Annotated in this window: 26 protein-coding genes, 2 pseudogenes and 1 riboswitch; of the genes and pseudogenes, 14 read left to right on the top strand and 14 right to left on the bottom strand. The window is 48.3% G+C overall.

Going from position 1 to position 23,450, the window contains the following annotated elements:
* Positions 1-66: 66 nt before the first annotated feature.
* Positions 67-1,254 (top strand): AAA family ATPase, encoded by a 1,188-nt coding sequence (locus D791_RS09685; protein ID WP_036510843.1) that lies wholly within the window; start codon positions 67-69, stop codon positions 1,252-1,254.
* Here D791_RS09685 and D791_RS09680 read toward each other — a convergent pair.
* The 5 genes and pseudogenes from D791_RS09680 to D791_RS20030 form a co-directional block, all read right to left on the bottom strand.
* Complete coding sequence (locus D791_RS09680) at positions 1,227-1,532, bottom strand: DUF192 domain-containing protein (protein ID WP_051514398.1); 306 nt, start codon at positions 1,530-1,532, stop codon at positions 1,227-1,229. The two genes, D791_RS09685 and D791_RS09680, sit on opposite strands and share 28 nt — an antisense overlap.
* Positions 1,532-1,714: a hypothetical protein gene (locus tag D791_RS18935; RefSeq protein ID WP_051514397.1), complete on the bottom strand. Its 183-nt coding sequence runs from the start codon at positions 1,712-1,714 to the stop codon at positions 1,532-1,534. The genes D791_RS09680 and D791_RS18935 overlap by 1 nt, the downstream gene beginning before the upstream one ends.
* Positions 1,715-1,719: 5 nt before the next feature.
* Positions 1,720-2,696: pseudogene (trhO, locus tag D791_RS09675) on the bottom strand (oxygen-dependent tRNA uridine(34) hydroxylase TrhO).
* Positions 2,697-2,811: 115 nt separating this feature from the next.
* Positions 2,812-3,198, bottom strand: coding sequence for a phosphotransferase family protein (locus D791_RS09670; protein WP_157682310.1), 387 nt, complete (start codon positions 3,196-3,198; stop codon positions 2,812-2,814).
* 71 nt (positions 3,199-3,269) lie between these two features.
* Positions 3,270-3,569, bottom strand: coding sequence for a hypothetical protein (locus tag D791_RS20030; RefSeq protein WP_157682308.1), 300 nt, complete (start codon positions 3,567-3,569; stop codon positions 3,270-3,272).
* 22 nt (positions 3,570-3,591) lie between these two features.
* A riboswitch (TPP riboswitch) is annotated at positions 3,592-3,711 on the top strand.
* A gap of 67 nt (positions 3,712-3,778) precedes the next feature.
* Here D791_RS20030 and thiB point away from each other — a divergent pair.
* From thiB to D791_RS20025, 6 genes are all read left to right on the top strand, one after another.
* On the top strand, positions 3,779-4,768 hold the full coding sequence (thiB, locus tag D791_RS09665; protein WP_036510837.1) for a thiamine ABC transporter substrate binding subunit: 990 nt from the start codon (positions 3,779-3,781) through the stop codon (positions 4,766-4,768).
* A gap of 65 nt (positions 4,769-4,833) precedes the next feature.
* On the top strand, positions 4,834-5,970 hold the full coding sequence (locus D791_RS20875) for a heavy metal translocating P-type ATPase (protein WP_237748583.1): 1,137 nt from the start codon (positions 4,834-4,836) through the stop codon (positions 5,968-5,970).
* Positions 5,971-6,004: 34 nt separating this feature from the next.
* On the top strand, positions 6,005-7,084 hold the full coding sequence (locus D791_RS20870; RefSeq protein WP_237748582.1) for an HAD-IC family P-type ATPase: 1,080 nt from the start codon (positions 6,005-6,007) through the stop codon (positions 7,082-7,084).
* 48 nt (positions 7,085-7,132) lie between these two features.
* Positions 7,133-8,683: an ABC transporter permease subunit gene (locus D791_RS09655; RefSeq protein ID WP_051514396.1), complete on the top strand. Its 1,551-nt coding sequence runs from the start codon at positions 7,133-7,135 to the stop codon at positions 8,681-8,683.
* Positions 8,670-9,155, top strand: a complete 486-nt coding sequence (locus tag D791_RS09650) for an ATP-binding cassette domain-containing protein (protein ID WP_051514395.1) — start codon at positions 8,670-8,672, stop codon at positions 9,153-9,155. The genes D791_RS09655 and D791_RS09650 overlap by 14 nt, the downstream gene beginning before the upstream one ends.
* Positions 9,121-9,318: a hypothetical protein gene (locus D791_RS20025; RefSeq protein WP_157682306.1), complete on the top strand. Its 198-nt coding sequence runs from the start codon at positions 9,121-9,123 to the stop codon at positions 9,316-9,318. The genes D791_RS09650 and D791_RS20025 overlap by 35 nt, the downstream gene beginning before the upstream one ends.
* 30 nt (positions 9,319-9,348) lie before the next feature.
* Here the strand turns inward: D791_RS20025 and D791_RS19635 are convergent, their stop codons facing one another.
* From D791_RS19635 to cobA, 8 genes and pseudogenes are all read right to left on the bottom strand, one after another.
* Positions 9,349-9,492, bottom strand: a complete 144-nt coding sequence (locus D791_RS19635) for an entericidin A/B family lipoprotein (RefSeq protein ID WP_081763811.1) — start codon at positions 9,490-9,492, stop codon at positions 9,349-9,351.
* 197 nt (positions 9,493-9,689) lie between these two features.
* Positions 9,690-10,649: a hypothetical protein gene (locus D791_RS18930; RefSeq protein WP_157682304.1), complete on the bottom strand. Its 960-nt coding sequence runs from the start codon at positions 10,647-10,649 to the stop codon at positions 9,690-9,692.
* A gap of 819 nt (positions 10,650-11,468) precedes the next feature.
* Complete coding sequence (locus D791_RS09640; RefSeq protein WP_036510835.1) at positions 11,469-12,074, bottom strand: MarC family protein; 606 nt, start codon at positions 12,072-12,074, stop codon at positions 11,469-11,471.
* 399 nt (positions 12,075-12,473) lie between these two features.
* Complete coding sequence (locus D791_RS09635; protein WP_036510832.1) at positions 12,474-13,133, bottom strand: anthranilate synthase component II; 660 nt, start codon at positions 13,131-13,133, stop codon at positions 12,474-12,476.
* The gene (locus D791_RS09630) at positions 13,130-14,527 is read right to left on the bottom strand and encodes an anthranilate synthase component I family protein (protein WP_036510829.1); all 1,398 of its coding nucleotides are present in this window, start codon (positions 14,525-14,527) and stop codon (positions 13,130-13,132) included. Before D791_RS09630 ends, D791_RS09635 begins: the two co-directional genes overlap by 4 nt.
* Before the next feature lie 12 nt (positions 14,528-14,539).
* Positions 14,540-14,781, bottom strand: a pseudogene (locus tag D791_RS09625) (Trp family transcriptional regulator).
* A gap of 19 nt (positions 14,782-14,800) precedes the next feature.
* Positions 14,801-15,505 carry a lytic transglycosylase domain-containing protein gene (locus D791_RS09620; RefSeq protein WP_036510826.1) on the bottom strand — a complete coding sequence of 235 codons (705 nt, stop codon included), beginning with the start codon at positions 15,503-15,505 and terminating at the stop codon, positions 14,801-14,803.
* 109 nt (positions 15,506-15,614) lie between these two features.
* Positions 15,615-16,481: a uroporphyrinogen-III C-methyltransferase gene (gene cobA, locus D791_RS09615; RefSeq protein WP_051514392.1), complete on the bottom strand. Its 867-nt coding sequence runs from the start codon at positions 16,479-16,481 to the stop codon at positions 15,615-15,617.
* Between the two features lie 331 nt (positions 16,482-16,812).
* Here cobA and D791_RS09610 point away from each other — a divergent pair, with 331 nt between their 5' ends.
* The 6 genes from D791_RS09610 to D791_RS09590 all read left to right on the top strand — a co-directional run bounded on the left by D791_RS09610 (position 16,813) and on the right by D791_RS09590 (position 21,010).
* The gene (locus D791_RS09610) at positions 16,813-17,928 is read left to right on the top strand and encodes a tRNA-queuosine alpha-mannosyltransferase domain-containing protein (protein WP_202806849.1); all 1,116 of its coding nucleotides are present in this window, start codon (positions 16,813-16,815) and stop codon (positions 17,926-17,928) included.
* Positions 17,925-18,290: an alpha-ketoglutarate-dependent dioxygenase AlkB gene (locus D791_RS21420; protein ID WP_272944829.1), complete on the top strand. Its 366-nt coding sequence runs from the start codon at positions 17,925-17,927 to the stop codon at positions 18,288-18,290. Before D791_RS09610 ends, D791_RS21420 begins: the two co-directional genes overlap by 4 nt.
* The gene (locus D791_RS21415; protein WP_272944828.1) at positions 18,287-18,583 is read left to right on the top strand and encodes an alpha-ketoglutarate-dependent dioxygenase AlkB; all 297 of its coding nucleotides are present in this window, start codon (positions 18,287-18,289) and stop codon (positions 18,581-18,583) included. Before D791_RS21420 ends, D791_RS21415 begins: the two co-directional genes overlap by 4 nt.
* A 160-nt stretch (positions 18,584-18,743) precedes the next feature.
* Positions 18,744-19,178, top strand: coding sequence for a DsrE family protein (locus tag D791_RS09600; protein ID WP_036510823.1), 435 nt, complete (start codon positions 18,744-18,746; stop codon positions 19,176-19,178).
* Between the two features lie 203 nt (positions 19,179-19,381).
* Positions 19,382-19,600, top strand: a complete 219-nt coding sequence (locus D791_RS09595) for a hypothetical protein (RefSeq protein WP_036510820.1) — start codon at positions 19,382-19,384, stop codon at positions 19,598-19,600.
* Between the two features lie 123 nt (positions 19,601-19,723).
* On the top strand, positions 19,724-21,010 hold the full coding sequence (locus tag D791_RS09590) for a calcium-binding protein (RefSeq protein ID WP_036510817.1): 1,287 nt from the start codon (positions 19,724-19,726) through the stop codon (positions 21,008-21,010).
* 63 nt (positions 21,011-21,073) lie between these two features.
* Here the strand turns inward: D791_RS09590 and D791_RS09585 are convergent, their stop codons facing one another.
* Positions 21,074-21,556: a low molecular weight protein-tyrosine-phosphatase gene (locus D791_RS09585; RefSeq protein ID WP_036510814.1), complete on the bottom strand. Its 483-nt coding sequence runs from the start codon at positions 21,554-21,556 to the stop codon at positions 21,074-21,076.
* A 139-nt stretch (positions 21,557-21,695) separates the two neighbouring features.
* Here D791_RS09585 and D791_RS18920 point away from each other — a divergent pair, with 139 nt between their 5' ends.
* Positions 21,696-23,447 carry a PAS domain S-box protein gene (locus D791_RS18920; protein ID WP_051514391.1) on the top strand — a complete coding sequence of 584 codons (1,752 nt, stop codon included), beginning with the start codon at positions 21,696-21,698 and terminating at the stop codon, positions 23,445-23,447.
* The last annotated feature ends 3 nt before the right edge of the window (positions 23,448-23,450 follow it).

The raw sequence follows: 23,450 nt of genomic DNA, 5'->3' as shown, positions 1-23,450 counted from the left end.
GGGTTTAATCAGAGTATTACATATAGCGTTAGCGTATCTAAAGTCGGTCGTGTTTAGAGGTGTTGTATGAAAATAGTTGGCTTCCGATTGGAGAACATTGCAGGCTTGAGCCAGTTAAACGTGACAATGCCTGCGTATTTAGAAGACTCGGGTCGTGTGACCTTGCTTAGTGGTAGCAGCGGCACAGGTAAGTCGGCCGCTATGCGTGCCTTGGCCTATGGGCTGACCTGGTTTTCTTCACGACTAAAGAATGACAAACTGAATGGCAAGATGTTTCCGATAAGTGACCTAAAAGAGGGCGCTGATCATTGCTCACTTGAAATTCGTGCAGAAGATCCCAGTGTTGAAGGCACGTTAAGTTGGGCGCTAACGCGTAAGAAAAAGGGCGCAGGGTTTGCTGATCGAGCCGAAATAAGTGAGATGGTGGCTGTGACGCAACACTATGCTCAGCGGCTTCAACGTGATGCAGAAGACGGTATCCCATTAGTGGCGTATTATCCGTCGGATCGCTCATTCAGCATCCCCAATTTCTTGCCCAAAGGATCACTGACGCATCCGTTAAATGTTCTGGATAATACGGTTCCAGATAGTGTTGATTTCATCACTTTTTTTCATTGGCTGCGTGAGCAAGAAGACCTGGAGAATGAGTTGCGCAGTCGAGCCATGCATCTCAGCCTAGCGAATGCTCGTCGTCAGCACGCGCATCCTGACATATCCAACCTGTATAAGGCATTGGATGTTGAGCGTTGCCAGTCAGCACACCCTCCCATGACCGCTTTGCGTCAGGTATGGCAATACCTCTTGCCTGAGTTAACCAATATCCGTATAGAGCGCCATCCCGCACCCCGTTTGTTGTTTGATAAACGAGGCGTTACCTTAGAGTTAAACCAACTGTCACGGTCGGAGCGCCAGTTGTTGGCATTAAGTGGCGATATTGTTAAACGTTTGTGCCAGACCCATCCCTTGAGCCTGACCCCTTTAAGCGGCAGTGGGATTATCCTCATTGACGATATCGATCAATCCTTGGATGTGAAAATGCAGCCGACGCTACTCAAGTCTTTGGCCTATTTGTTCCCAAATTGCCAGTTTATCGTGACTGGACAAGCGCTTGCGCTTGCGCAAAGCGATTTACCTCTAGTGCACTATTGCTTGGACAAGACGGAACACGCCGAGGTTCAAGAGGGCAGTGCAACACGCTTATTGGCTGCCCCTTTGGGAAAAGTGAGTCAATCTTTATCGGGAGAGGAGTCTTGATCTAAGATGATGCGCCCACGAGGCTGGTCTTGGGCGCGTATCTGTTGGCGCTCAAACCAGCCTTGATTCACCTCTAGAGCATATTGGGCGGGTCTATCTGAACAATGGATTTGGTCCGATAAGGGATGCATGTCAGTGACTTGCATCAGCACAAACTCTGCATCAAAAAAACCAATGGATAAGGGAACCAATGTGTTGCGCATCCAGAAACAGAGCGGCTCGGCGTTGTTAAAAACGAACAGCATGCCAGCATCCTCATCCAGATGTTCGCGCCACATCAGCCTCTTGAACGTTGCACGGGCGTCTGAGCCAACTCTACCTTGAGTTGTTTTCCGCCGATCTCAAACTTAGCGGTATCAAATGCGTACAGATCTGCGTTTGCATTGGTGGCAAGGCAAACAAAGGCGATGAATCCTAAAAAAAGACGCAGACGACCTCTTGGCAACGTCGGAAACAACATTGGTACTAGTCCTTTTGCTGTGCGACTTTACGTGCCTTTTTTTCGGCTCTGCGTCGTTCAGCGGTTTGAAGCGCATCGGCACCAATATGGGCTTCGCCACGTTGTTTAGCCAATTCCAATTGCTTTTGCCGAGAGGCGTAGCGCTCACGCTGCTCTGGGGTCTGTTTATCGGCGCAATGAGGGCAGCTAATGCCTTCTTCGTAATGCGGGCTGAGCGTATCTTCTTCAGATAAGGGCGCTCGGCAACCCGCACAGAGCGAATAATGACCCGGTTGCAGGTCGTGATCAACGGTGACGCGATTATCAAATACAAAGCATTCACCCTCCCATAAAGACGCCTCTTTTGGGACCTCTTCAAGGTACTTTAGAATGCCGCCGTGCAAATGATAGACCTCTTCAAAGCCTTGCTCTTTTAAATAGGCCGTGCTTTTTTCACAACGTATGCCACCTGTACAAAACATAGCGACTTTCTTGTGTTGCTGGGGATCTAGATGTGTTTTGACATAGTCCGGAAATTCACGGAAGGTCTCTGTTTTAGGGTTTATCGCCCCTTTAAACGTGCCAATGCCAACCTCATAGTCGTTACGTGTATCCACCAGAATCACGTTTGGATCACTGATCAGGGCGTTCCAGTCTTTCGGTTCGACATAGGTTCCGACAACTCTCTTAGGGTCGATGCCTTCAACGCCGAGCGTGACAATTTCTTTTTTCAATTTCACTTTTGTACGATAAAAAGGCTGTTCGTCGCTTAATGACTCTTTGTAGTCAATACCGGAAAAGGCTTCGTATTGTGCAAACCAGTCTTTCAAGGCATCAATGGCTTGGCGAGAGCTGCAACCGTGCCATTAATGCCTTCAGCCGCTAAGAGTAATGTGCCACGAATACCCTGCTGTTCAAGGGTGGCCTGTAAGGGGGCTCTTAACGCGACATGGTCTTCCAAGGTAACAAATTTATACAGTGCACAGACAACAATCTTAGACATAGCTTCCTCTAGCTCAACAGTTCTAGCCTAACTGGGCTGATCCGCATAGGAAGACGTGACGTGCAGGCTAGGGCACGACTTCCAGAATGAATCGATAAATGAATTGGTCAATATTTTAACAGCTTTGTTGCGTTTGTGCTCGACTCCATAACGCATCTAACTGCGTTAACCATTGACTCATGCGTGTCCAAGCGTTTTCGGCTGGGTAGGTTGGCAAGTACTGCATTAAATATTGGCGTTCTGATTGAGTTAATTGCAGCATGCGTTGCAGTGCAATGGCATCTATCCAGGGGTTTCCACGCGTCGCATATTCCCAATCGATTAGAATGACGTGTTCATGGCTCAACAATAAATTCCCGGGATGGATGTCCTGATGAATAAAGCACATCATCTCGTCACACCATAGACGAACCTCTGCCAAGAGTGATGCTTCAAGCGCATCCGTGTCCGCCCCATGTCCAGCTAAGTCGGCATACTGTTGAATCAAGGCTGTGTAGTTCATTTTGTGACCCTCAAAGGGGATTTGCCATAGCTCCGTGACGCTGTGCAACAGGTGTTGGCGTTGTGCAGGGCTCAGGGTTTGAGGATCAAAGGTGTGAGTGGCTTGATCGTCAAATAAAATCCCATCCTCCAGATACAAGCACACTTTGGTGCCCAGCTCCGCCCATGGATGCACTGCAAGGCAAGACGCTCAGCAATGTGAGAGCTGCCTGGTTGGTGATGAATACGCTCACGCCAGATATAGCGTTGATTACCACAGGTTAAACGCCAATGCTGATTAGCCGTACCTGCACCTATATAGTCGATGTCAGGCATTGCGTTTAACCAAGTGATTAACTCAGTTGGGAGACGAAGGATAGGTTGGTTTGTCATTGAATGCGTTGGTATACTAAGTCGAGTCTCATCGGGGTGCCAAAACTGTGCAGGTTTAATCTGTCGAGCGGTTGGCTGAGAGTATACACCCGTTGAACCTGATCCGGTTAGCACCGGCGTAGGGATTGAGCCATGCCTTGCTTTGAATGCTTGTCTTTGTCTATTGCCGGTAATCCCAACCTCCTTATTTTTTGTGGATACCGTTCGTTATGAAATCATCGTTACGATTATTGTCAGCACTGGGTTTATCCCTCTGTATCACGACTTTGTCAGCCAAAGAACTTACCGTGTATACCTATAGTTCCTTTACCAGTAGCTGGGGACCTGGGCCGCAACTTAAGACGTTATTTGAAGCGCAATGTGACTGTACACTCAACTACGTGAGCAGTGACGATGGAGTCAGTTTGTTAAATCGGCTGAGGCTTGAAGGGGCGTCAACGCGGGCGGATGTGGTCTTGGGGCTGGATGATGCGTTAATGGAGCAAACCCGTGCGCTGGGCTTGGTTCAGCCTCACCAGTTGGAGTTGTCGAACTGGCCGCTTAATCCCGACTTAGCCTGGACCGATACCGACTTCATTCCGTTCGACTATGGCTACTTTGCCTTTATCTACGATGCGCATAAAATTGAAACGCCAGTGGACTCTTTGGAAGCCTTGTTAAACAGTGATGCCAGCATTATATATCAAGATCCAAGAACCAGTACGCCAGGGCAGGGGCTGATGCTCTGGATGCAAAAGGTGTACGGTGATGATGTGCAGCAAGCTTGGCAACGCTTAGCGCGCAATACGGTCACTGTGACGAAGGGTTGGTCAGAGGCCTATGGCATGTTTCTTCAAGGTGAGGCCGATTATGTGCTGAGTTACACCACCTCTCCGGCGTATCATGTGGTTGCAGAAGAGAGTGATCAATATCAGGCGGCCTTGTTTACAGAGGGACACGTCGCGCAGATTGAATTGGCAGCGGTGACGGCCCCCAGCCAAAATGTGGAGTTGGCTCAAGCCTTTTTAAGCTTTTTGTTAAGTGAGGATGCTCAAACGGTGATTCCAACAACCAATTGGATGCTACCGGTTCGAACAGACATTGAGTTGCCCGAGGTGTTTTTACAAACACAGCCTCAGCGCATCGGTTTTTCGCCTGAAGAAACGGAAGCTGGGCGTGAAACCTGGTTAAGGACTTGGCGCAACGCGGTCAGCCGTTAGTGTGATGGGAATCAATCGGGAGAGGGGCATTAAGAGGCTCCTGCCCATTATTAAACAGGTGTGGTATGTCTCAGAAGACTCGTCTTGCTTTGCGTGGAATGCGGTGCGCGGCCTGCGTAGGTAGTGTTGAAGATGCACTGAAAAACGTCACGGGCGTGCAATCGGTTAGCGTCAATCTGGGCGATCGAAGCGCAAGTGTAGAAGGCGATGCCCCTGTTGATGCGTTGGTGGCGGCCATTGATGAAGCAGGCTTTAAGGCAACACCAATGAACGCGGAGTACGGTGAAGCCGAGCGTCAAGCAGAAGAAGCACAGCATCTTCAGGCTATTAAGCGTCGAACTTGGGTAGCATTACTGGTGGGTATTCCACAAATGCTGTTCATGATGACAGGGCACCTGCCGATGCTAGACGAAGCGCGTTTGCTTTGGGCATTGATTGGGCTTGTGACGCTCGCAATGATGATCTACTCCGGGGGGCATTTCTTTGTAGGGGCTTGGACAGCGCTCAAGCATCGGCATGCCACGATGGATACGCTGATAGCTCTAGGAACAGGGAGTGCTTGGCTCTATTCAACCCTAATGGTGATCTGGCCTGACATCGTGCCGGCGGAAGGTCGACATGTCTATTATGAGGCGGCGGCTTTCATCATAGGCTTGGTGAACTTAGGCCAAGTGTTGGAGACACGTGCACGAGGTCAAGCATCACAAGCGATTCGGGCGCTGATGCAGTTGCAACCGGACACGGCGACCTTGATTCTAAGCAATGGTGATGAAAAGCCCATGCGTTTGGCCTCCTTGCAAACGAGCGACTTACTGCGGGTGAAACCCGGAGAGCGTATTCCTGTTGATGGTGTTTTAGCCGAAGGTGATACGCAAGTTGATGAGTCGATGTTAACGGGAGAGCCACTGCCTTTGCGCAAAGCCAAAGGGGATGTTTTGTCCGCAGGCACAGTCAATCTTTCTGGCAGCATTAAGATGCGCGTGCGAAAAGTAGGGGAAGAGACAACCCTTGCCAGAATTATCGAGCAAGTACGCCAAGCTCAAGCCCAAAAACCAGCAATTGGCCGTCTGGCCGATGATATTAGCCGAGTGTTTGTGCCAGTGGTCATCGTGATTGCACTGATCACGGCCTTCATTTGGTGGTTAGTGGGGCCTGAGCCTCGAGTGCTTATGCCTTTACAACCGCAATGGCCGTCCTTGTGATTGCCTGCCATGTGCATTGGGGTTAGCAACACCTATGTCGATTATGGTGGGTGTTGGACGCGCGGCGGGACGGGGAATCTTGATTCGGAAAGGAGATGCATTACAAGAGTCCTCGCGTTTAGACGTCATGGTGTTGGATAAAACGGGCACGGTAACTGAAGGCAAACCGCGTTTAGTGCACTTGGAGTGTTTAGCTGAAGATACTTGGCCGATTTCATTGGACTATGACGTCGACAAAGACGATTGGTTACTGGCACACGTGGCAGCCCTAGAGCGGGCCTCCGAGCATCCGCTGGCCAATGCCCTTGTTCAAGCCTCTGAAGAGAAGGGCTTAACGCTGGCCCAAACAGGCATCCCAGAAGTGTTTGCTGGTCGGGGGTTGGTGTATGAAGATCAGGGGTTAACCTGGGTTGTGGGTAATGTGCGCTTGATGGATGAGCAGGGCATTTCGGTATCATCGGCCACGAAAGAGCGAATTGATCAGCTCTCTGATCAAGGCAGTACTGTGGTAATGGTCGGCTTACAGGGACAATTGGTGGCGTTATTGGGCATATCCGATCCGATTAAAAGTGACAGCTCAGAGGCGATTGCACGTTTGAAAAAGGCCGGTGTCAGAGTCATCATGATGACAGGGGATAGTGAACGAACCGCCCAAGCAGTGGCTGCTCAAACAGGCATAGATGAGGTGATTGCCGGTGTTATGCCCGCACAAAAATCGGACAAAGTTCGAGCGCTACAAGCACAAGGTCTGCGAGTGGGCATGGTCGGCGATGGTATAAACGATGCGCCAGCCTTAGCGCAAGCCAACGTTGGTTTTGCCATTGGCACGGGCACGGATGTCGCAATAGAAAGTGCTGACATTACGTTGATGCGGGGATCTTTGCAGGGCGTTGCCGATGCCATGATGATTTCACGGGCAACCCTGCGCAATATCCATCAAAATTTGTTTGGCGCGTTCATCTACAACTCCTTGGGTATCCCTCTTGCAGCAGGTGTACTGTTTCCATTGTTAGGATGGTTGATGAATCCTGCCTATGCCGCGGCGGCCATGGCACTGTCATCGGTGACAGTGGTGAGCAACGCCAATCGTTTGCGTTTGATGAAACTCGATTAATCTTTAGGCCTTACCCTTTGCTTCGTCGAAGGGTATAAGGGGACCCCTTTGCCGCGTCTTGATCAACTGCCTGGCCCTCTTTTACTGAGCGGTTTGCTCGCCGTTAGCCTCGTTGCCTTTTGGGCGTTAATGGGCTGGGGGCGCTCTGCCGCTGATGTGAGCTTGCTGAGCGAGCCTTGGTTTTGGCAAGTGTTAGAGTTTTCTCTCGTGCAGGCTTTGTTAAGCAGTGTCGTGTCGGTGCTGTTGGCGATCCCGGTTGCCCGCGCGTTGGCGCTGGATACGGGGTTAGTGGCGAAGGCGTGGTTTTTACGCTGGTGCCTGTTGTGCTTTGTGATGCCTTCCTTAGTCTTGATTACAGGGCTGGTGGCGCTGTTTGGTCGTTCGGGCTACTTAACCCCTTGGCTGGGAGAACATTGGCGATTTTATGGGCTGAATGGCATTCTGCTGGCACATGTTTTTTTAAACCTACCCTTTGCAATACGGGTATTTTGCCATCGTTGGCAAATGATCCCTGAAACCGCTTGGAAATTATCGTCTCAGTTGGGATTTCGGACATGGCAGACCTTTTGGTTGGTTGAGTGGCCTGTGCTGAGAGGTGTGATTCCAGCCGTGGCGGGTTTTATTTTTTTACTCTGTTTCAATAGTTTTGCAGTGGTCTTGGCCCTAGGGGGAGGGCCGTCGGCGAGCACTCTGGAAGTGGCCATTTATCAAGCCTTAAAGTATCAGTTTAATCCGGCAGAGGCGCTGTTTTTAGCTTGGACTCAGTTGTTAATTGTGGGTGTGTTGTACGTGTTGTTCCGGCGTTTAGGAAAGCTGGAGTGGTTGTCTCCTGCTCAGGAGACAGGATGGCGACCGTCTCAAGGCGCAGCGATAACGCTGATTGGACGTTGCGCCTATGGAATGGCGGTCTTGTTCTTGGTGCTGCCTATTCTAACGCTTTTGCCAGCAGCGATGCGTGTTAATCTGGCGGTTTTTCCTTGGGATGAGCTGATGCAGGTCACTCTGCGATCTTTGGGGTTTGCATCAGTTGCCAGTCTCTGCTTGCTGGTCTGTGTCGTGGGTGTGTTTTCAGTATGGAGACAGTCAACCTCAGCACGAAGGCGGGCCATTATTGAAGCCATTGCGCTTCATCATCTAATGATTCCAGGTATGGTGCTGTCGGTGGGTATTTATTTATTCTTTTTACCCTACTTGAGCTGGCATGAATGGGGGTGGGTCGCCATTATCCTCTTAAACACGCTCGTTGCACTGCCTTTTGCATTCACTCAGCTGAAGCCTGCTGTTTTTGAGTATGATCAACAGTACCGACGGCTTGTTTCCGATCTGAAGCTGGGAGCTTGGCGGCATTTTTATTGTGTCTACGTGCCCTATTTACGGCCAACGCTTCAGCGTGTTCTCGGAATGAGTTTTGTGCTGGCGTTAGGGGATATGGCCATTTTTTCAATTTTTGGACGCGATGAGTGGCGAACCTTGCCTTGGTTAATTTACAGCTTGGCGGGCTCTTATCGAATGGCCGATGCTGCGTTAGCCGCATTATTATTGATGGGAATTTCCATGTTGGTGTTACGAGTACTGGAGCCAAATAATGCGTCCAAATAAGCTCGGGTTAGACGTTCGAGACTTGCATATTCGACGCGAATCACTGTCTTGGCGTTATGATTTTCACGTTGCCACAGGGCAAATGCTGGCGGTGATGGGAGAAAGTGGCTGCGGTAAAAGCACGTTGTTGGATACCCTTGGTGGGTTTTACCCAGCGGAGCAGGGGCAGATATATCTGGGGGAGCAGTCTATTGCAACGTTGGATATTCGTTTGCGCCCAGTTTCAACGTTATTTCAGCAATACAATCTGTTTGAACATTTAACTGTTGAGCAAAACCTTAAATTGGGTTTTTGCAAAGCATCCCCAACGCCAGCGCAGTGGCAACAGGTTGAGCAGGCCTTGGCTTTACTAGGTGTCCAAGAACAGCTAAAACGTAAGCCTTCAGTGTTGTCGGGAGGCCAGCGTCAGCGTATCGCGTTAATTCGGGTGATGCTGCGTGAACAGCCAATCGTTTTATTGGATGAGCTTTAGTGCACTGGATGCGCAAACGCGCAGGCTCTGTGGAGACTGGGTGAAACACGTTTGCCAAGAGCAGCAAAAAATCGTGCTCATGGTCACACATGAAGCAATGGACGCACGGGAATGGGCCGATCAGACGTTGTGGGTTCAGCCTTTACAAAGCACTGATGTCTGATCGGTTGGGTCGAGAAGGATGAACAAGGGGTTATTTACCAACGCGCTCAATCGCTTGACCACCTCGTTGAACATCTTTACCCACACCTTGAATGGTGTTGCAGCCTGCAAGGATGGAAGCGGTTAAAAGCACTAGACACATCAAAGCCGCTTTTTTTGAACGTTTAAAAGACATAGAACTTTCTCCCAACTGAATCATTGATTTAAGCGATTATAAAGCGAGATAGGGGTAAGCTAAAGTCTTGACTGTGTTATTTGAGTCTAGACGCTTAGCCCAGATATGTCTTGCGCGGAAATGCATTGAGATCATAAACGCCTTCGGCAATACGTGTGGTAATGCCCTCCACGTGTCGCCGAAGGATGTCTTTCCGATTACTTCAGTTCAACCGCAAATCCGATTTCAAGACCATAATCATCTGCTTTTATCCAAAGCTCTGTATTCTTATAGAGTGAAGAATAGCGAGATAATTCATTTCCGCTGAGTTCATCACCAAACGGACTCATTTGTTCCGCAAAAGGAATCAGAGCTGAGTAAAAATGGTCGGTCAGGTGCCCGTAAAGCATCAGGGGTTCGCTGTTGGATGGCGCCTTCAATGCATCCGAAATGACGGACGGTGTGTCAATGCCAAAACCAACGGTCAGTGCATCTGAGCTTAATGCCGCGCTGACGCTGGGCATACCCGGTGGTAGCATGTCTGGGCTTAGGTTTTTAACTTCACCATTATTGCTTAAACCCAGAGCGGCAATTTGAGGAACAAACGAGCTGGCCATGGACAAAAGGCCTTGTGCGTTCGGGGATGCAAGGGTCAGGATACCCGTTCCAGACGGCTCATAATTTTGGACAAACAGGCTGTCAATCCGCAGTTTTAAGCCCGTGATGGCAGGAGCTGACATCAGCAGCATAGGGTTGTTCAGAGCATCACTGATGTCGACCCACATGCCGTTAATCCCTTGAAGGTCGTCACAGTTAAAGGGAGCCTGTTGTACCTCTAATGCATAGCGCTGCAATGCTTGGATCAGAACAGGTAAGTTCAATCCCAGTCCAATACTGGCTAAGCTATCCGCTTGCCCAAGCCCCGGAACCTTGGCGGCAAAGGTTTTTAAATCTGCTGCTAAGGCTGAATCGGTTTCGAGGATGGTGTTCATCTGGAAGCGATCAGGGCCATATTCTTTCATGCCAATCGTTAAGCCAGGAAAGCGTTTGATCAGACGATCAATATCCTGCTGGCATTCACCTGCATCGAATGCAGGCATTTCGATAGCATTGAATAAGGCTTGGGAGGCGATGTGTTCAGGCTGCGACAATTCAGAGAATACGCGCGCAGATGACACCTGTCCTGCACCGTAAGGTGTAAAGGCGTGACGCCGTTCAAGTTGTGCAAGTACTGGTGTGTTGGCGAGGCTGTCCGTAGGCTTGATGTGGCTAGAATGCTTGCCAATACGTCGTTGTCAGCGGTGCTGGGTAGCAATGTAAAGATGGCTTGCTGGTCGTGAATAGCCAAGACCAGCTCAACTGGCCATTCGTCGCTGCCACCTAAAGACCAGTACTGGATATCTTCAAAGCGTTTTTTGACGGGCGTTAAGTTGGCATCGGTTAGGACGCGCTGAATCATGGTTTCGAAGGCACTTTCGTCGTGTAACTCGACTCTGAGCACTGGCACTAGGCCTAAACCATAAATAGCGGAATGCGCATTGGGCTTCAGTCCCGCATTGTGGAAGTCTTCAAGGGTCTTCAGTGCAGTAAGTTCTTTGCCAACTGAAAGCACAATATCAAGAATCGTGGCTTCTTCGGTTGAGTCTGCTTGATCACGGTAGTCACGCAGGGTTGCTAAGTCTTCATCTAAGTAGCGGAAATAGCCACTGCGTTCGATGAGTTCCAACGCATCCTTTTCGCTTAACACGTCACGGCTTGCGAAGAAATACGGGGAGCTGGATGGAATATAGCTCAGCAAGCCAGCGGTGGTTGCAACCGAACTTTGCGGCGTGGATGAAGCTGGAGCGGACACTTGCGTGTCAGACTCATTACTGCACCCCATCAAAAAGGTTGCGCAAAAGACGGCAGTAGCGAGGGAGCGAGCGTGGAAGGTTTTCATAAATGTCATTCCTGTGACCAAGTAAATGTTAAACAAGCATTTTAAGATAGGTGATATTTTAGCTTGCGCTCTGAATAAATCCATGTATTCCGGTTAAAACTATTTGAGAGGCCATTGCAGCTAAAATAAGCCCCGTGACTTTACTCAAAACGTTTAATCCCGTTCGTCCTAGTATTTTTTCCAGCCATGACGCCATGTGTAAACACACGAGCAGAAAAACCAAGGCTAAAAGTAAGCCTGCGACGCCAAATAAGATTTCAATGCCTTGAAGCTCTGCCCCGTAGACAAGAATGGCACCAATCGATGCAGGACCAATAATGGTTGGAATGGCGAGCGGTACAACGGAAATATCGTCACGTTGCTCCTGTGGAACTTCGGCATTGGCTCGCACACCGTCCCGAACAAGGCTGACAGCCGATAAGAACAAGAGAATACCCGCACCGATGCGGAAGGAGTCAAGTGTAATGCCCAATACAGTAAATAACTGAGAGCCGAAAAACAGTAGGATTAAACTAATGCAAAGTGCCGCAAATACGGAGCGATTTGCAATTGAACGTCTGGCTTTCATTGTGTCGGTTCGTGTCAGGGATAAAAACATCGAGACGACAAAGAAAGGCGCAAATAGGAATATAAATTTAATCCAGATAGACAGGAGAATAGTCATAGGGGCTTTTAATCGTAAGGTCTGTTGTTTAGATGAGAGATCATCAGCATCGTGTTGATATGTTTGGATCTTGGCCCTTTCAAAACGTGATTATCCGCTTTTCTTGGCCTTATCCAGAACAGTATCGGCTTTTTTGAGTCGATTGTGAAGAGGACTATGGGTTTGCTCTGGGTAGACATACACCTATGTTAAGCGATGGCTGCATGTGGCACTGAGTAGGCGCGCCCAAGGTATCCAAATTATTCTTTATGAGGTGCGCAGTTTAAAAGCCTTGCAAGGCTGGAACCCCTAAAAATAAGGGGTTACCTTTGGTTGAATGCGAACCATCGGTGCCCAGCCACTCTTTGCGGCTCAATCTAAAGAGCGATTCAGCCATAAAGTCTGCATGACGTTTGCGTGCTACAAAAATAGGAAGTTGCTGATCAGCTCTTTCCCGCCCTCTGTAGCAAATGACTCTGGATGGAATTGGATACCATAAATCGGATAAGTCTTATGTTTGACGGCCATTATTTCAAAGTCCTTTGCCGAGATAGAACGAGACGTATCCTGCAGCTGATCAAGCGAAATATTCCCCGTAATGGCCGTGATTTCCAGATCATTTGGAAAGCTTGCGTATTCGGCCATCAATGAATGATAGCGCATGATTTCGAGTTGATCCGGGATGTTACGAAAGAGATCTTGATGATGGTGAGAAATGGCGCTAATTTTGCCATGCATTGGGAGTGGTGCTTTGATGATTTTGCCACCAAACACATGCACGATGCCTTGCATACCCAAGCACACACCTAATAACGGAATCTTAGGGCCAAGTTCTTTAATGACTTGCGCACATACGCCAAAGTAGTGCTCATCATCCGGTGAGCCTGGGCCGGGTGAAATAATGATCCTATCCGGTTGCAGTGCTTGAATCTCTTCTAGTGTTATCTCATTGTTGCGTTTGACCCAAACGTCAAACTCACTGATCACTCCAGCATTGCAGGCACTGCTTAAAATCTCACCGATGTATTGGTAAAGGTTGTAGGTAAACGAATCGTAGTTATCAACAATCAGTACTTTCATTTTGAAGATTCCTGGCGGTCCGTGAATATTTCTAATGCCTTGCGTGTGCCCGCAAACTTACGTCGAATTTCTTCATACTCATCAGCAGGATTCGAGTCGTAGACATTACCGCCACAGGTTTGCACATAGGCTTGGTTGCCTTTGGCAAAGACGGTGCGAATTGGAATAGCAAAGGTGCAATCACCATTAAATGAGAAGTTGCCGACAGCGCCCCCGTATGGACCACGACCATCGGTTTCGAGGTCGTCAATGATTTTCATGGCTTCAATTTTAGGAGCACCCGTTAGTGTCCCAGCCGGAAAGTTGCTGGCCAGTGCTGAAAACATGTCTTCTTTTTCGTCGATGATCCCAACAATTTCACTGGAAATGTGTTGTACATGGCTGAAGCGTTTGATGTCCATCAGGCTGCGAACCTTGACGGTGCCAAAGCGAGCGACGCGGCCAATATCGTTGCGGTGTAAATCCACGATCATATTGTGTTCAGCAATTTCTTTAGGATCGTTTAACAACACTCGGGCTAGAGCTGTGTCCTCTTGTGCATCTTTTCCACGTCGAGTGGTGCCTGCAAGAGGGAAGGTCTCCATCTCACCTTGGCGCAGTCTAAACAAGAGTTCGGGGCTGGCACCGATGAGCTTTTGGTCGTCAAACTTGAGATAGTACATCTGCGGTGAAGGATTAACCTCGCGCAGTTGCTCATACATATTGAGGGTATCGCCTTCAAAGCGTAGGTACTTTTTGAAGCCGACTTCGCACTGAAAAATCTTACCTTCAATGATATCCTGCTTAACCTTCATCACGGCCTGAGCATGCTGTTGTTCGGTCATGGTTTCATGTGTGAACTCAATGCGCAAAGGGCCCATGCCTTCAAAAGGCGTGGCCATAATGTCATGAATCAGCTGAATACGATTTTCACTGTAGTAAAAATAAATGATCTCGCCCGTCATTTTGTCGAGAATCAGCCCATCCTTATAAAGCCCAAAGCGGAAGGATTCAAACCAGTCATTGGTTTTCAGCGCTAATGAGGGTTCGAAGTAGCTCATCGCATCGTAGCTAATATAGCCTGTCAAACCACCGGCATACTTTCGTGAAATGATGTCTTGCGGCATGATTTCGCGCAGCAAGTAGTAGGGATTATCACTCTCGTAGTGCTCTTTATTGCCTTGACGATCTTCGATTGTCAGCTGCTTACCCTTGGCGTAGAGCAATTGTTCGGGATCAAAGCCTATAATGGAGTGACGAGAAAAGTGACTGTCTTCCCCCAAAGACTCCAACATAAAACAATGCGTGAAGCGTTTTTCGATTTTGCAGAACAAATCAAAAAAATCGCAGTCAGTCGTTAGCGTGATGTAGTGTGGCTTACGAGGAAGCTCGATTTTTTTCGGTCGGTTAGACATGATGAACTCTTGTTAGTCACGTTTGAGCGCACGAGCGCCACGGGAAACGGTTGCGATACCCACACCGAGCTGCTCAGCAATTTTTCGCTGAGGAATACCGGCTTGCAGCATTTTTAGAATCTGGAGTCGCTTAGGAATTTCATTAAGTTCAGCGGGCGTGAGCAAACTTTCTAGTAGGCTCATCAGGCTTTCATGCTATCAGCCGCTAAAATTGCATCCAAAAACGCCTCGGTATAAGGGTCTTTTGTATTCATGTACTAGTACGCTATCACATTACTGTGCAGATTGGTAGCGTTGATGCAAGGTCGCGACGCGATCAACGTAGGCGCGTGTCTCAGGAAAGGGAGGAATGCCACCGTAGCGCTGAACAGCCCCCGGGCCTGCATTATAGGCGGCAGTCGCCAGGCGAATATCGCCGTTATATTGGCGCAGTAAGGCTGAAAGGTATCTAACACCGCCGCCAATATTTTCGCGAGCATCCATGGCATTGCGAACGCCCATATCGGAAGCCGTGCCGGGCATCAATTGCATTAAGCCTTGTGCTCCTTTAGGGGAAATTGCGCCTGGATTAAATGCCGATTCAGCATGAATGACAGCACGAATGAGTGCAGCATCGACTTGATAGGTTTGTGCGGCGTGATTGATTTCATCCCGGTAACGGTCTGTGAATAAACGTGTGCTTCGCCAGTTGATACCCGAGTCAACACGGCAGGCGTAACAGTCAAAACGGAGGACGGTATAATCAACGCCGTCTAAAGGTCGTTGATCGGTAAAGGCCAGACTGCCATCGCGGGTGCGATAAGAAAACACCGAGCGTGTTTGTGAGCTGCTCGCTTGACCCGAACGTCCGGTGTTGGAAAATTCGATTCGGCCGTCAGGGTGGACGATGCGTTCGATGCTGCCATTAGCACTAGTCAGTGATGCGCTTAGACCAAGGCTTATGGCTAGGGTTAATTGTGTTAAAAAACGAGTATCCATACGATAACCTTCAGCGAATGACCTGCCAATCAAAGATAGGAATCATACCTTCTGAGTCTTTTGAAGACCATAGGTTTTCAGTCGCGAATACCCCAGCACCTCACTTCAGTTAGCCAATATGAGCCTGTTTTGAGCAGAGGGTTTCTGTCTGTGAACGCGCATTCAGCGTCACTTGTCCTATGTAGATCAACGTGGGCGATTGCAATGCCATAGAGTTCACACAGTTGCTCATTTCGGCCAGCGTGCTTTTGATCATGCGCTCATTTTTATGGGTTCCGTTTTCAACAAATAACACAGGCCAGTGGGCAGGCAGTCCATGTTTTTGTAACTCTTGGCTGATGGTCGAGACTTTAGATAGGCCCATATAAAAAACCAAGGTTTCATCGGTTTTCGCTAAGTCTGCCCAATTGATATCACGATCATCACAAAAATGGGCCGTGATCAGTCGAAGTCTGGGTGCGATTCCGCGCTCGGTCAGTGAAAAGCCTAATCCCGCCGCACAGCCTGCTGCGGCCGTAATGCCAGGAATGATGCTGTAAGGGATATGAGCGGCTTGCAATGCTTGAATCTCTTCGGTGACGCGGCCGAAAATCAAAGGGTCGCCCCCCTTTAAGCGCACAACCTTGAGACCTTGTTGACCTAGCTCGACCAACAGCTGATTAATGTCGTGCTGTGACATCGAGTGATGGCCTTTGCGTTTGCCTACGTATATCCGTTTGATGTACGCGGGGATCTCGTCGAGCAATTCTTGGCTCACCAACGCATCGTAAACCAGGATGTCTGCCTCAAGAATCCGTTGCCAACCTTTGCGTGTGATCAGCTCTGGATCACCGGGGCCCGCTCCAACTAAGGCCACTTGACCTTGGCGCGCGCGTCCACGGAAAAAGGATACGAGCCCACTAAGACCCTTTTCCATCTTTATAGAAGAAAAACGGCTTTGAAAAGCCAAAGGGCTGAACGGATGTAGTGCTGGCATGGCTGACTCCTAAGCATAAAAAAACCCGCAGGTCGTTAGGACATTCATCCTGTCAACCTGCGGGCTACGTTACCCAATTTCAGTGAAGGCGTTACTGCGTAAGCATCACACTTTACTGTTTGATTACACTATTACTTGCAATTTATAGGCCATTCAATAAACAACGTATTTTGAAGGTGTTTTCAGTGTTGGGTCATTTTTGGGTGCGCTATGTTGGAGCGCAGATGCTTTAGTGTGCCATAAATGAAGGCGGAGCGCTGGACGGATGAATCTGCTAAACACGAGCAATTACGGTAGTATTGGTTTTTTTATCTGTCGTTGAATGTAACCAATGCCCAGCACCTCTATTTCATCCCCTCGAATATTGCTTCTTTCGGCGTACGATGCCGCCAGTCATAAGCGTTGGCGAACTCAACTTATGGCCGCGTTGCCTGAAATGCATTGGCACACCTTAGTGTTATCGCCCCGTTACTTCAGTTGGCGTATTCGAGGAAATGCCTTGAGTTGGTTTCAACATCCGCAATTGCGAGAATCATGGGACCTATTAATCTGCACGTCCATGGTCGATCTAGCTGGGTTGCGTGGCTTACACCCTCATTTGGCGAAAACACCGGCCTTGCTCTATATGCATGAAAATCAGTTTGCCTTTCCAGACTCAGGTCGCCAGCATAAAAGCTACGAGCCGCAAATGATTAACCTCTACAGCGCCTTATCTGCCGAACAGATACTGTTTAACAGCGAGTGGAACCGCCGTAGTTTTATTGAGGGAGCCAGTGCTCTGCTTAAAAAACTGCCAGATGAAATACCTGTCGGTTTGATGGATCATATTTTCGAGAAATCATCGATTCTTCCTGTACCGATTGAGGATGAACTCTTTGCGGTACGAGAGAGGCCCATTCATCACACCCAGCCACATCTCTTGTGGAATCATCGTTGGGAGTACGATAAGGGGCCTGATCGATTAGCGTATTTTTTGGATGCGTTACTGGAGCGAAAGCAAGATTTTTCACTCAGTCTAGTGGGAGAGCAGTTTCGTAAGCAGCCGGAGGCTTTTCAGTGCATACGTGAGCGTCATGCGGAGCGAATCGTGAACTGGGGCTTTATGGCTGACGTATCAGAGTATCGTAGGCTTTTAACGCAAGCGGACGTTGTGTTATCAACGGCGCTGCATGATTTTCAAGGCTTGTCGATGCTAGAGGCCATGGCCGCGGGTTGCATTCCCTATGCACCAAAGCGCTTGGCGTACCCTGAGTATATCAAGGCACCTTTTTTATATGCGAGTGAGTTGAATGAACCCATAAAGGAGGCGGAGCAGGCGGCCGATCAATTTGTGCAATTATGGCAACAACCTCTGGAGCTCAGATGCCAGATTCGTGGCGTTTATCGCAATTGCTGCCTGTCTATCGTACCGCCATCAAGGCTTTGCTTTAACGAGGAAGGAAAGTGACGGGAGATCTATTTGACGATGCGTGTGCACCCACCCCTTGGGTGCAGGTGATTGGCGATGATGCCGTCATTTTAAGACACTTTGCAATCGAGTGGGTTGGCGAGCTGCTGGAGGGCATTGCCAATATAGAAGCCTTATCTCCTTTTCGTCGGCAGCAAACACCCGGTGGATTTTGGATGTCAGTCAGTATGAGCAATTGTGGTTCCTTTGGATGGATAAGTGATCGCAAGGGGTATCGTTATGCTGCTGTCGATCCTGTGACGGGGAACCTTTGGCCAGCCATGCCTGCTTTATTTTATCAAGTCGCGGCAGCGGCAGCAGAGCAAGCGGGTTTTAAAGCTTTATGCCGGATGCTTGTTTGATTAATCGTTATGAGATCGGAACCAAGATGTCTTTGCATCAGGATAAGGATGAGCAAGACATGTCACAGCCGATTGTATCTGTGTCGCTAGGGCTGCCCGCTGTGTTTATGTTCGGTGGGGAGCGTCGTCAAGACCCCGTGCAGCGCTTCCCTTTATTACAAGGGGATGTGGTGGTGTGGGGTGGTCGTTCACGCCTCAATTTTCATGGGGTTATGCCCTTAAAAGCCGATTTGAATGAGCCTAATGCGCAGGTCGGTGTTCGCTATAATTTGACCTTTCGGAAGGCTTGTTAATACATAGTGCTTTCCATACTTGTTTAAGGCGCTTTCTGCTTTCGCCTTCCGTTATGTTCCTCTATGGACATTTTACCTTGCATCCACTCATTTTATTAGTAAAATCTAATTTAGATTGGTTTTACTTTATTCGATTAACTCAACGTAAAAAGGAAGTGCAATGAAACGTTCAATTTTACCCGCCCTTGTTCTCGCGTCTTCAGTGGCTTTGTCTCCGTTCAGTTTTGCTGAAGGCCAAGCCGCTGAAAGTGCACTCATTTTAGTGAACAGTGCAGATCTACAAACGCAAGGAATGGCGATGGTGCTGGGCAATGCGATGCAAGGTCAAGGCGCGCAAGTGGATGTTCTTCTCTGCGGACCTGCCGGGGATCTTGCTTTAAAAGCGACGGAAAACGAAACACTCAAGCCTCGCGATGTGACGCCTGAGCAGTTGCTGATGAATTTACAAAAGGGCGGAGCAAAGGTTGAGGTTTGCGCACTCTACTTACCGAACAGTGGCAATACTGAAGATGCATTGCGTGAAGGAATCACCCCTGCGGCTCCACCAGAAGTGGCTACAAAAATGCTGAGCAGCACTAAAGTCTTCTCTTTCTAAGACTTGCCTAATGCGATGGTCGGATGCGTTCGGTCATCGCCTCTTAATGCACAAAACGCTTGCGTAGATCCATCTGCATATTGAATGCGCAGGTTAAAACCTAACTCCAGCCGCTCCTCAATGCATCGGCTTCACAATGGCGAAAAGACAGTGAATGATTTATCGTAAGGTGACTACCTTGCCTGATTGATGAGAAAATTGCGATGAGTGAATTAAACGAAAAAACACTGCATGCCTTAAAAGTCGCCTTTACGTTTATGCCAAAGGCAATTGAAGTGACTCGCTATGAATATGGCGAAGACTACCAACGGATTATTGATGAGATAGAGCTGGTGCGCGAAGCATTGCTCCTTAATGATATCGACCCAGAAGAGGTCGATGGCGATATTCATCCAGATCAAACACCGAATTCGTGTTATTGATCAATATCTCCTTTTAATCTCTTAGTCTAATGTGGTGGTTAAAAAACGATCAATTTCTTGGCGCGAAAATGAATTTAAACTAAAATGCACTAATACCTAAGATAAATGAAAAGGAATATTGAAATGTCTTTGTTGAAAAGTTTATTAAATCTTGCCAAAAAACAAGGCGATGTCATTAAAGGGACAAAGCAAAATGACAACTTTGTTGTTGATGGCAATCTATCCAAAGCGAAGTTAGGCGCTGGGGACGACACGCTCACCGTAACAGGCGATGCATGGAAGATAAAAGCAGGTCATGGAGATGACAGAGTCATTGTTGACGGAAATCTTTGGAAGGCCAGCTTAGGTAAAGGCGACGATGTCCTTGAAGTCGGGGGTAGCGCTCATAAGATCAAAGCAGGTGCGGGTGATGATAAGGTCGTTGTCGGCGGAGATGTTCATAAAGTGAGCTTGGGTAAAGGCGATGATAACCTTTGTGTAGAGGGCGATGCCAATAAAGTTCGCGCAGGATCTGGGGACGATGTCGTTTCTATCGGTGGCGATTTAGGAAAAGCGTCTTTGGGTAAAGGTGATGATTGCTTAGACGTTGATGGAAATGCACAGAAGATAAAGGCTGGCTCTGGCAATGACGTCGTTACCGTGGGTGGTGATGTGGGTAAAGTCAGTCTAGGCAAAGGAAATGATCAGTTATACGTTGGCGGAGATGCCTCTAAGGTTACCGCTTTAGGCCGTGGTGAAAACCAAATCATGATTGAGGGTGATCTGAATAAAGCCTACTTAAGCAAAGGTGATAACGATCTATTTGTTGGCGGCGACGTGACCACTAAAATCAAAGGCGGAAAAGATGACGATCTGATCTGGGTCAATGGTGATTTAGCGAAGGTATCTACGGGTAAAGGTGAAGACCAGCTGTATGTAGGTCAGAAAGCTGGAAAAATTGATATGGGCGATGGTAATAATCTTGCCGTTATCAATACATTAGAGTCTTCTTTCAAATCAGGGTCAGGTAATGACCGTCTTGAGATTGATGTGAATAATGGAAAAGTTGACACAGGTTCAGGCAATGACACGGTTTACATAGGTTTCCATGCTAAGGACGTTGATCTGGGTAAGGGTGATGATCATTTAATTTTGAACAGCTTTGCCGACGGTAGTTTTGCAGATGGTGGCAAGGGTTACGATGTCCTGACAATCGTGGGCGATGAATCAAATTATTCGATCACCTCTCATAAGGGATATGACTATATTACTGATTTAGTTAGTAATGCGACGCTTAAAGCGCGGAACTTTCAAGAGATTAATTTTGTAGAGCAGTATGAATCCGACTATCTTGCTGAGTTTGATTTGGGATTCGTTAAGGATCTGGGCTCGTTGAATTGTGGCTGTGGCAAGGACGTGATAACCCTATAAACCGCGCCGCCTACTATATAACAGCTCTCTAGGCTTAGAGGGCTGTTATCGATTTTAAAAACCTTACCTCTGCTGCCGTGCGATGTGCTCAAGTAGCCCTCGGCTTGCCGCTTCAATAATATCCACAACTTCGTGAAACCCTGCGTCTCCATCCGTGTAGTAGGGGTCGGGAACTTCAACACCTTGGTAAGGTGTTGCTGCGAAATCTGTGAAGAGTGACAAATGCCCTTTGAAGTCTTTCGGTGCTAACGCCCTCAAGTCCTTTAGGTTATTTGCGTCCATCGCAAGGAGGTAATCAAACTGCTTGAAGTCCTCGACTCTCACTTGCCTTGCTCTTAACCCACTTAGGTTGTAGCCGCGCTTGAGTGCGACAGTCTGAGAGCGTGTGTCAGGAGCCTTGCCAATGTGCCATGCGGCCGTGCCCGCCGAGTCAATTGTAAATGGGTGTGAGTCTTGCTCGGACATCTCACGAAAAACGCCTTCTGCCGTGGGTGAGCGGCAAATGTTGCCTAAGCAAATAAACAGAACCGATGTGTGTTTCTTCATTGCAAATTGCCTCTGTAAGCCTGTTGGCGATAGGGTTTGATGATCAATTAATTTGCCTGATTCTATGACGTGTAGTTTACAAATATTCTGGATAATGTTCTTCTAAACGTTCAGTGAAGCCGCCAAAGAGATGCAAAACGTGCTAGACCGACTCAGTTATTTTTTTATCTTGCAAGGGCATCCTGAGGCCTTGATCCAAGGGCATTACAATGGCTGGTTAGTTGTGTTGTCTTTATTGATTGCGACAGGTGCCTCGATGATGGCCTTTCGTGTCGCGGGTTTTGCGAAGCGTGAGCGTGATCCTTGGACGCGCCAACGCTTTCTAATGATTGGTGCATTTGCATTGGGCGGTGGAATTTGGTCAATGCACTTTATCGGGATGCTCGCGTTTGAGCTGCCGGCCGAGGTTCATTATCATGGCTTGACGACGCTGTTATCGGCATTACCTGGTTTTCTTGCGTCTTGGGTGGCGTTGGATCTGTTGGCACGAGATCAAATCAGTAAGCGCATCTTGCTCTACGGGGGCTTGCTCGTGGGCAGTGGTATTGGCCTTATGCACTACACGGGCATGGAAGCGATGCGAACTGAGCTGAAATTGGGTTACGACCCATATTGGTTTGCTGCCTCTATTATTGTTGCTGTTCTCTTGGCCGTCATTGCGCTTTGGGTTCGTTTTGGCTTGGCGCGCATTACTGTGATGCCTTTTAGCGTTCGTTTATCCATTAGTGGCTTAACCATGGGGTGCGCCATTGCTGGGATGCACTACACGGCCATGTTGGCGGCTCGTTTTGTTGGCGAAGTCCATATCCCCGAATCACAGGATGTGACACATCATATTGAGATGGCGCTGTTAATCACATTGGTGACGATTGTGATCAGTGGCGTTGTCTTTGCAACAGTCTTACTGATGCGCTACAAAACGCTGTATTGGCAAGGAAAAGAAACATCTGCACGCTTGTCTGCCATTTTTGACACTGCTGTTGATGGCATTATTACCATTGATTCTCTCGGTACTATTAGCGCGTTTAACCCGTCTGCTGAACGAATTTTGGGCTGGGAAGCGGTTGACGTTTTGGGTAAAAACATTAAATCACTAATGCCCGAAGTGCATGCGCGTCATCATGATCAATATTTAAAAAATTACTTGAAAACAGGACATGCGAGCATCATCGGCGTCGGCCGTGAAGTGGAAGCGTTACATAAAGATGGGCATCTTGTCCCTATTCGCCTAGCGATCGGTGAAACGCAAGTACAGGACCAAAAGCTCTTTGTTGGCTTTATTACCGATTTGACGCAGCGCCGAGAAATGGAACAAGCCTTGCTAGAGCGTGAACATCAGTACCGAACTTTAATCAACAATATGCCTGGCGTGACGTTTCGTTGTCGTTTTGATGAGCATTGGACGGTTTTGTTTGTCAGTACCCAAGTAAAAGAACTCCTTGGTTGGGAATCAGACGAGTTTACTGAAGCGAATGTCACGTTTGGGGCCTTGATCCATCCTGAGGATGTTGAATATGTCTGGAATGTCGTATCCAACTCGATTTTAGACGATAAGCCATGGGTTATTGAATATCGATTTATACACCGTGATGGCACTACCCGTTGGGTGTCAGAAAGTGCGTCCGGGGTGCGTGATGGGCAAGGTGAACTGATATGGATTGATGGCGTCATGGTCGACATCACTGAATCCAAACGTCAAAATGCGATTTTAAGTGGCGTATTGTCAGCGGTGAATAAAGCCGTCGCTGTGTGTGAATATGATCGAAATGGACAAATCCTCAGGGTGAATGAAAACTTTCTCACCCTAACTGGCTTTCTAGAAAATGAGCTGTTGCACCAGCCTATACGCTGCTCAATGATGATCGTGAGGGCGAGTCTATACATCAACTGAACT

It is taken from the genome of Nitrincola nitratireducens (assembly GCF_000585235.1).
GTDB classification, from domain to species: domain Bacteria; phylum Pseudomonadota; class Gammaproteobacteria; order Pseudomonadales; family Balneatricaceae; genus Nitrincola; species Nitrincola alkalisediminis.
Note: the sequence above shows the minus strand (reverse complement) of the source record. Positions and strands in the feature narration are given on the sequence as shown.

Bases quoted from the DNA above. Each gene is read 5' to 3' on its own strand.
- D791_RS09685 (WP_036510843.1), top strand. From the start codon at position 67: ATGAAAATAGTTGGCTTCCGATTGGAGAACATTGCAGGCTTGAGCCAG.
- D791_RS09680 (WP_051514398.1), bottom strand. From the start codon at position 1,532: ATGTGGCGCGAACATCTGGATGAGGATGCTGGCATGCTGTTCGTTTTT.
- D791_RS18935 (WP_051514397.1), bottom strand. From the start codon at position 1,714: ATGTTGTTTCCGACGTTGCCAAGAGGTCGTCTGCGTCTTTTTTTAGGA.
- D791_RS09670 (WP_157682310.1), bottom strand. From the start codon at position 3,198: ATGAACTACACAGCCTTGATTCAACAGTATGCCGACTTAGCTGGACAT.
- D791_RS20030 (WP_157682308.1), bottom strand. From the start codon at position 3,569: ATGACAAACCAACCTATCCTTCGTCTCCCAACTGAGTTAATCACTTGG.
- thiB (WP_036510837.1), top strand. From the start codon at position 3,779: ATGAAATCATCGTTACGATTATTGTCAGCACTGGGTTTATCCCTCTGT.
- D791_RS20875 (WP_237748583.1), top strand. From the start codon at position 4,834: ATGTCTCAGAAGACTCGTCTTGCTTTGCGTGGAATGCGGTGCGCGGCC.
- D791_RS20870 (WP_237748582.1), top strand. From the start codon at position 6,005: ATGTCGATTATGGTGGGTGTTGGACGCGCGGCGGGACGGGGAATCTTG.
- D791_RS09650 (WP_051514395.1), top strand. From the start codon at position 8,670: ATGCGTCCAAATAAGCTCGGGTTAGACGTTCGAGACTTGCATATTCGA.
- D791_RS19635 (WP_081763811.1), bottom strand. From the start codon at position 9,492: ATGTCTTTTAAACGTTCAAAAAAAGCGGCTTTGATGTGTCTAGTGCTT.
- D791_RS09640 (WP_036510835.1), bottom strand. From the start codon at position 12,074: ATGACTATTCTCCTGTCTATCTGGATTAAATTTATATTCCTATTTGCG.
- D791_RS09635 (WP_036510832.1), bottom strand. From the start codon at position 13,133: ATGAAAGTACTGATTGTTGATAACTACGATTCGTTTACCTACAACCTT.
- D791_RS09630 (WP_036510829.1), bottom strand. From the start codon at position 14,527: ATGTCTAACCGACCGAAAAAAATCGAGCTTCCTCGTAAGCCACACTAC.
- D791_RS09620 (WP_036510826.1), bottom strand. From the start codon at position 15,505: ATGGATACTCGTTTTTTAACACAATTAACCCTAGCCATAAGCCTTGGT.
- cobA (WP_051514392.1), bottom strand. From the start codon at position 16,481: ATGCCAGCACTACATCCGTTCAGCCCTTTGGCTTTTCAAAGCCGTTTT.
- D791_RS09610 (WP_202806849.1), top strand. From the start codon at position 16,813: ATGCCCAGCACCTCTATTTCATCCCCTCGAATATTGCTTCTTTCGGCG.
- D791_RS09600 (WP_036510823.1), top strand. From the start codon at position 18,744: ATGAAACGTTCAATTTTACCCGCCCTTGTTCTCGCGTCTTCAGTGGCT.
- D791_RS09595 (WP_036510820.1), top strand. From the start codon at position 19,382: ATGAGTGAATTAAACGAAAAAACACTGCATGCCTTAAAAGTCGCCTTT.
- D791_RS09590 (WP_036510817.1), top strand. From the start codon at position 19,724: ATGTCTTTGTTGAAAAGTTTATTAAATCTTGCCAAAAAACAAGGCGAT.
- D791_RS09585 (WP_036510814.1), bottom strand. From the start codon at position 21,556: ATGAAGAAACACACATCGGTTCTGTTTATTTGCTTAGGCAACATTTGC.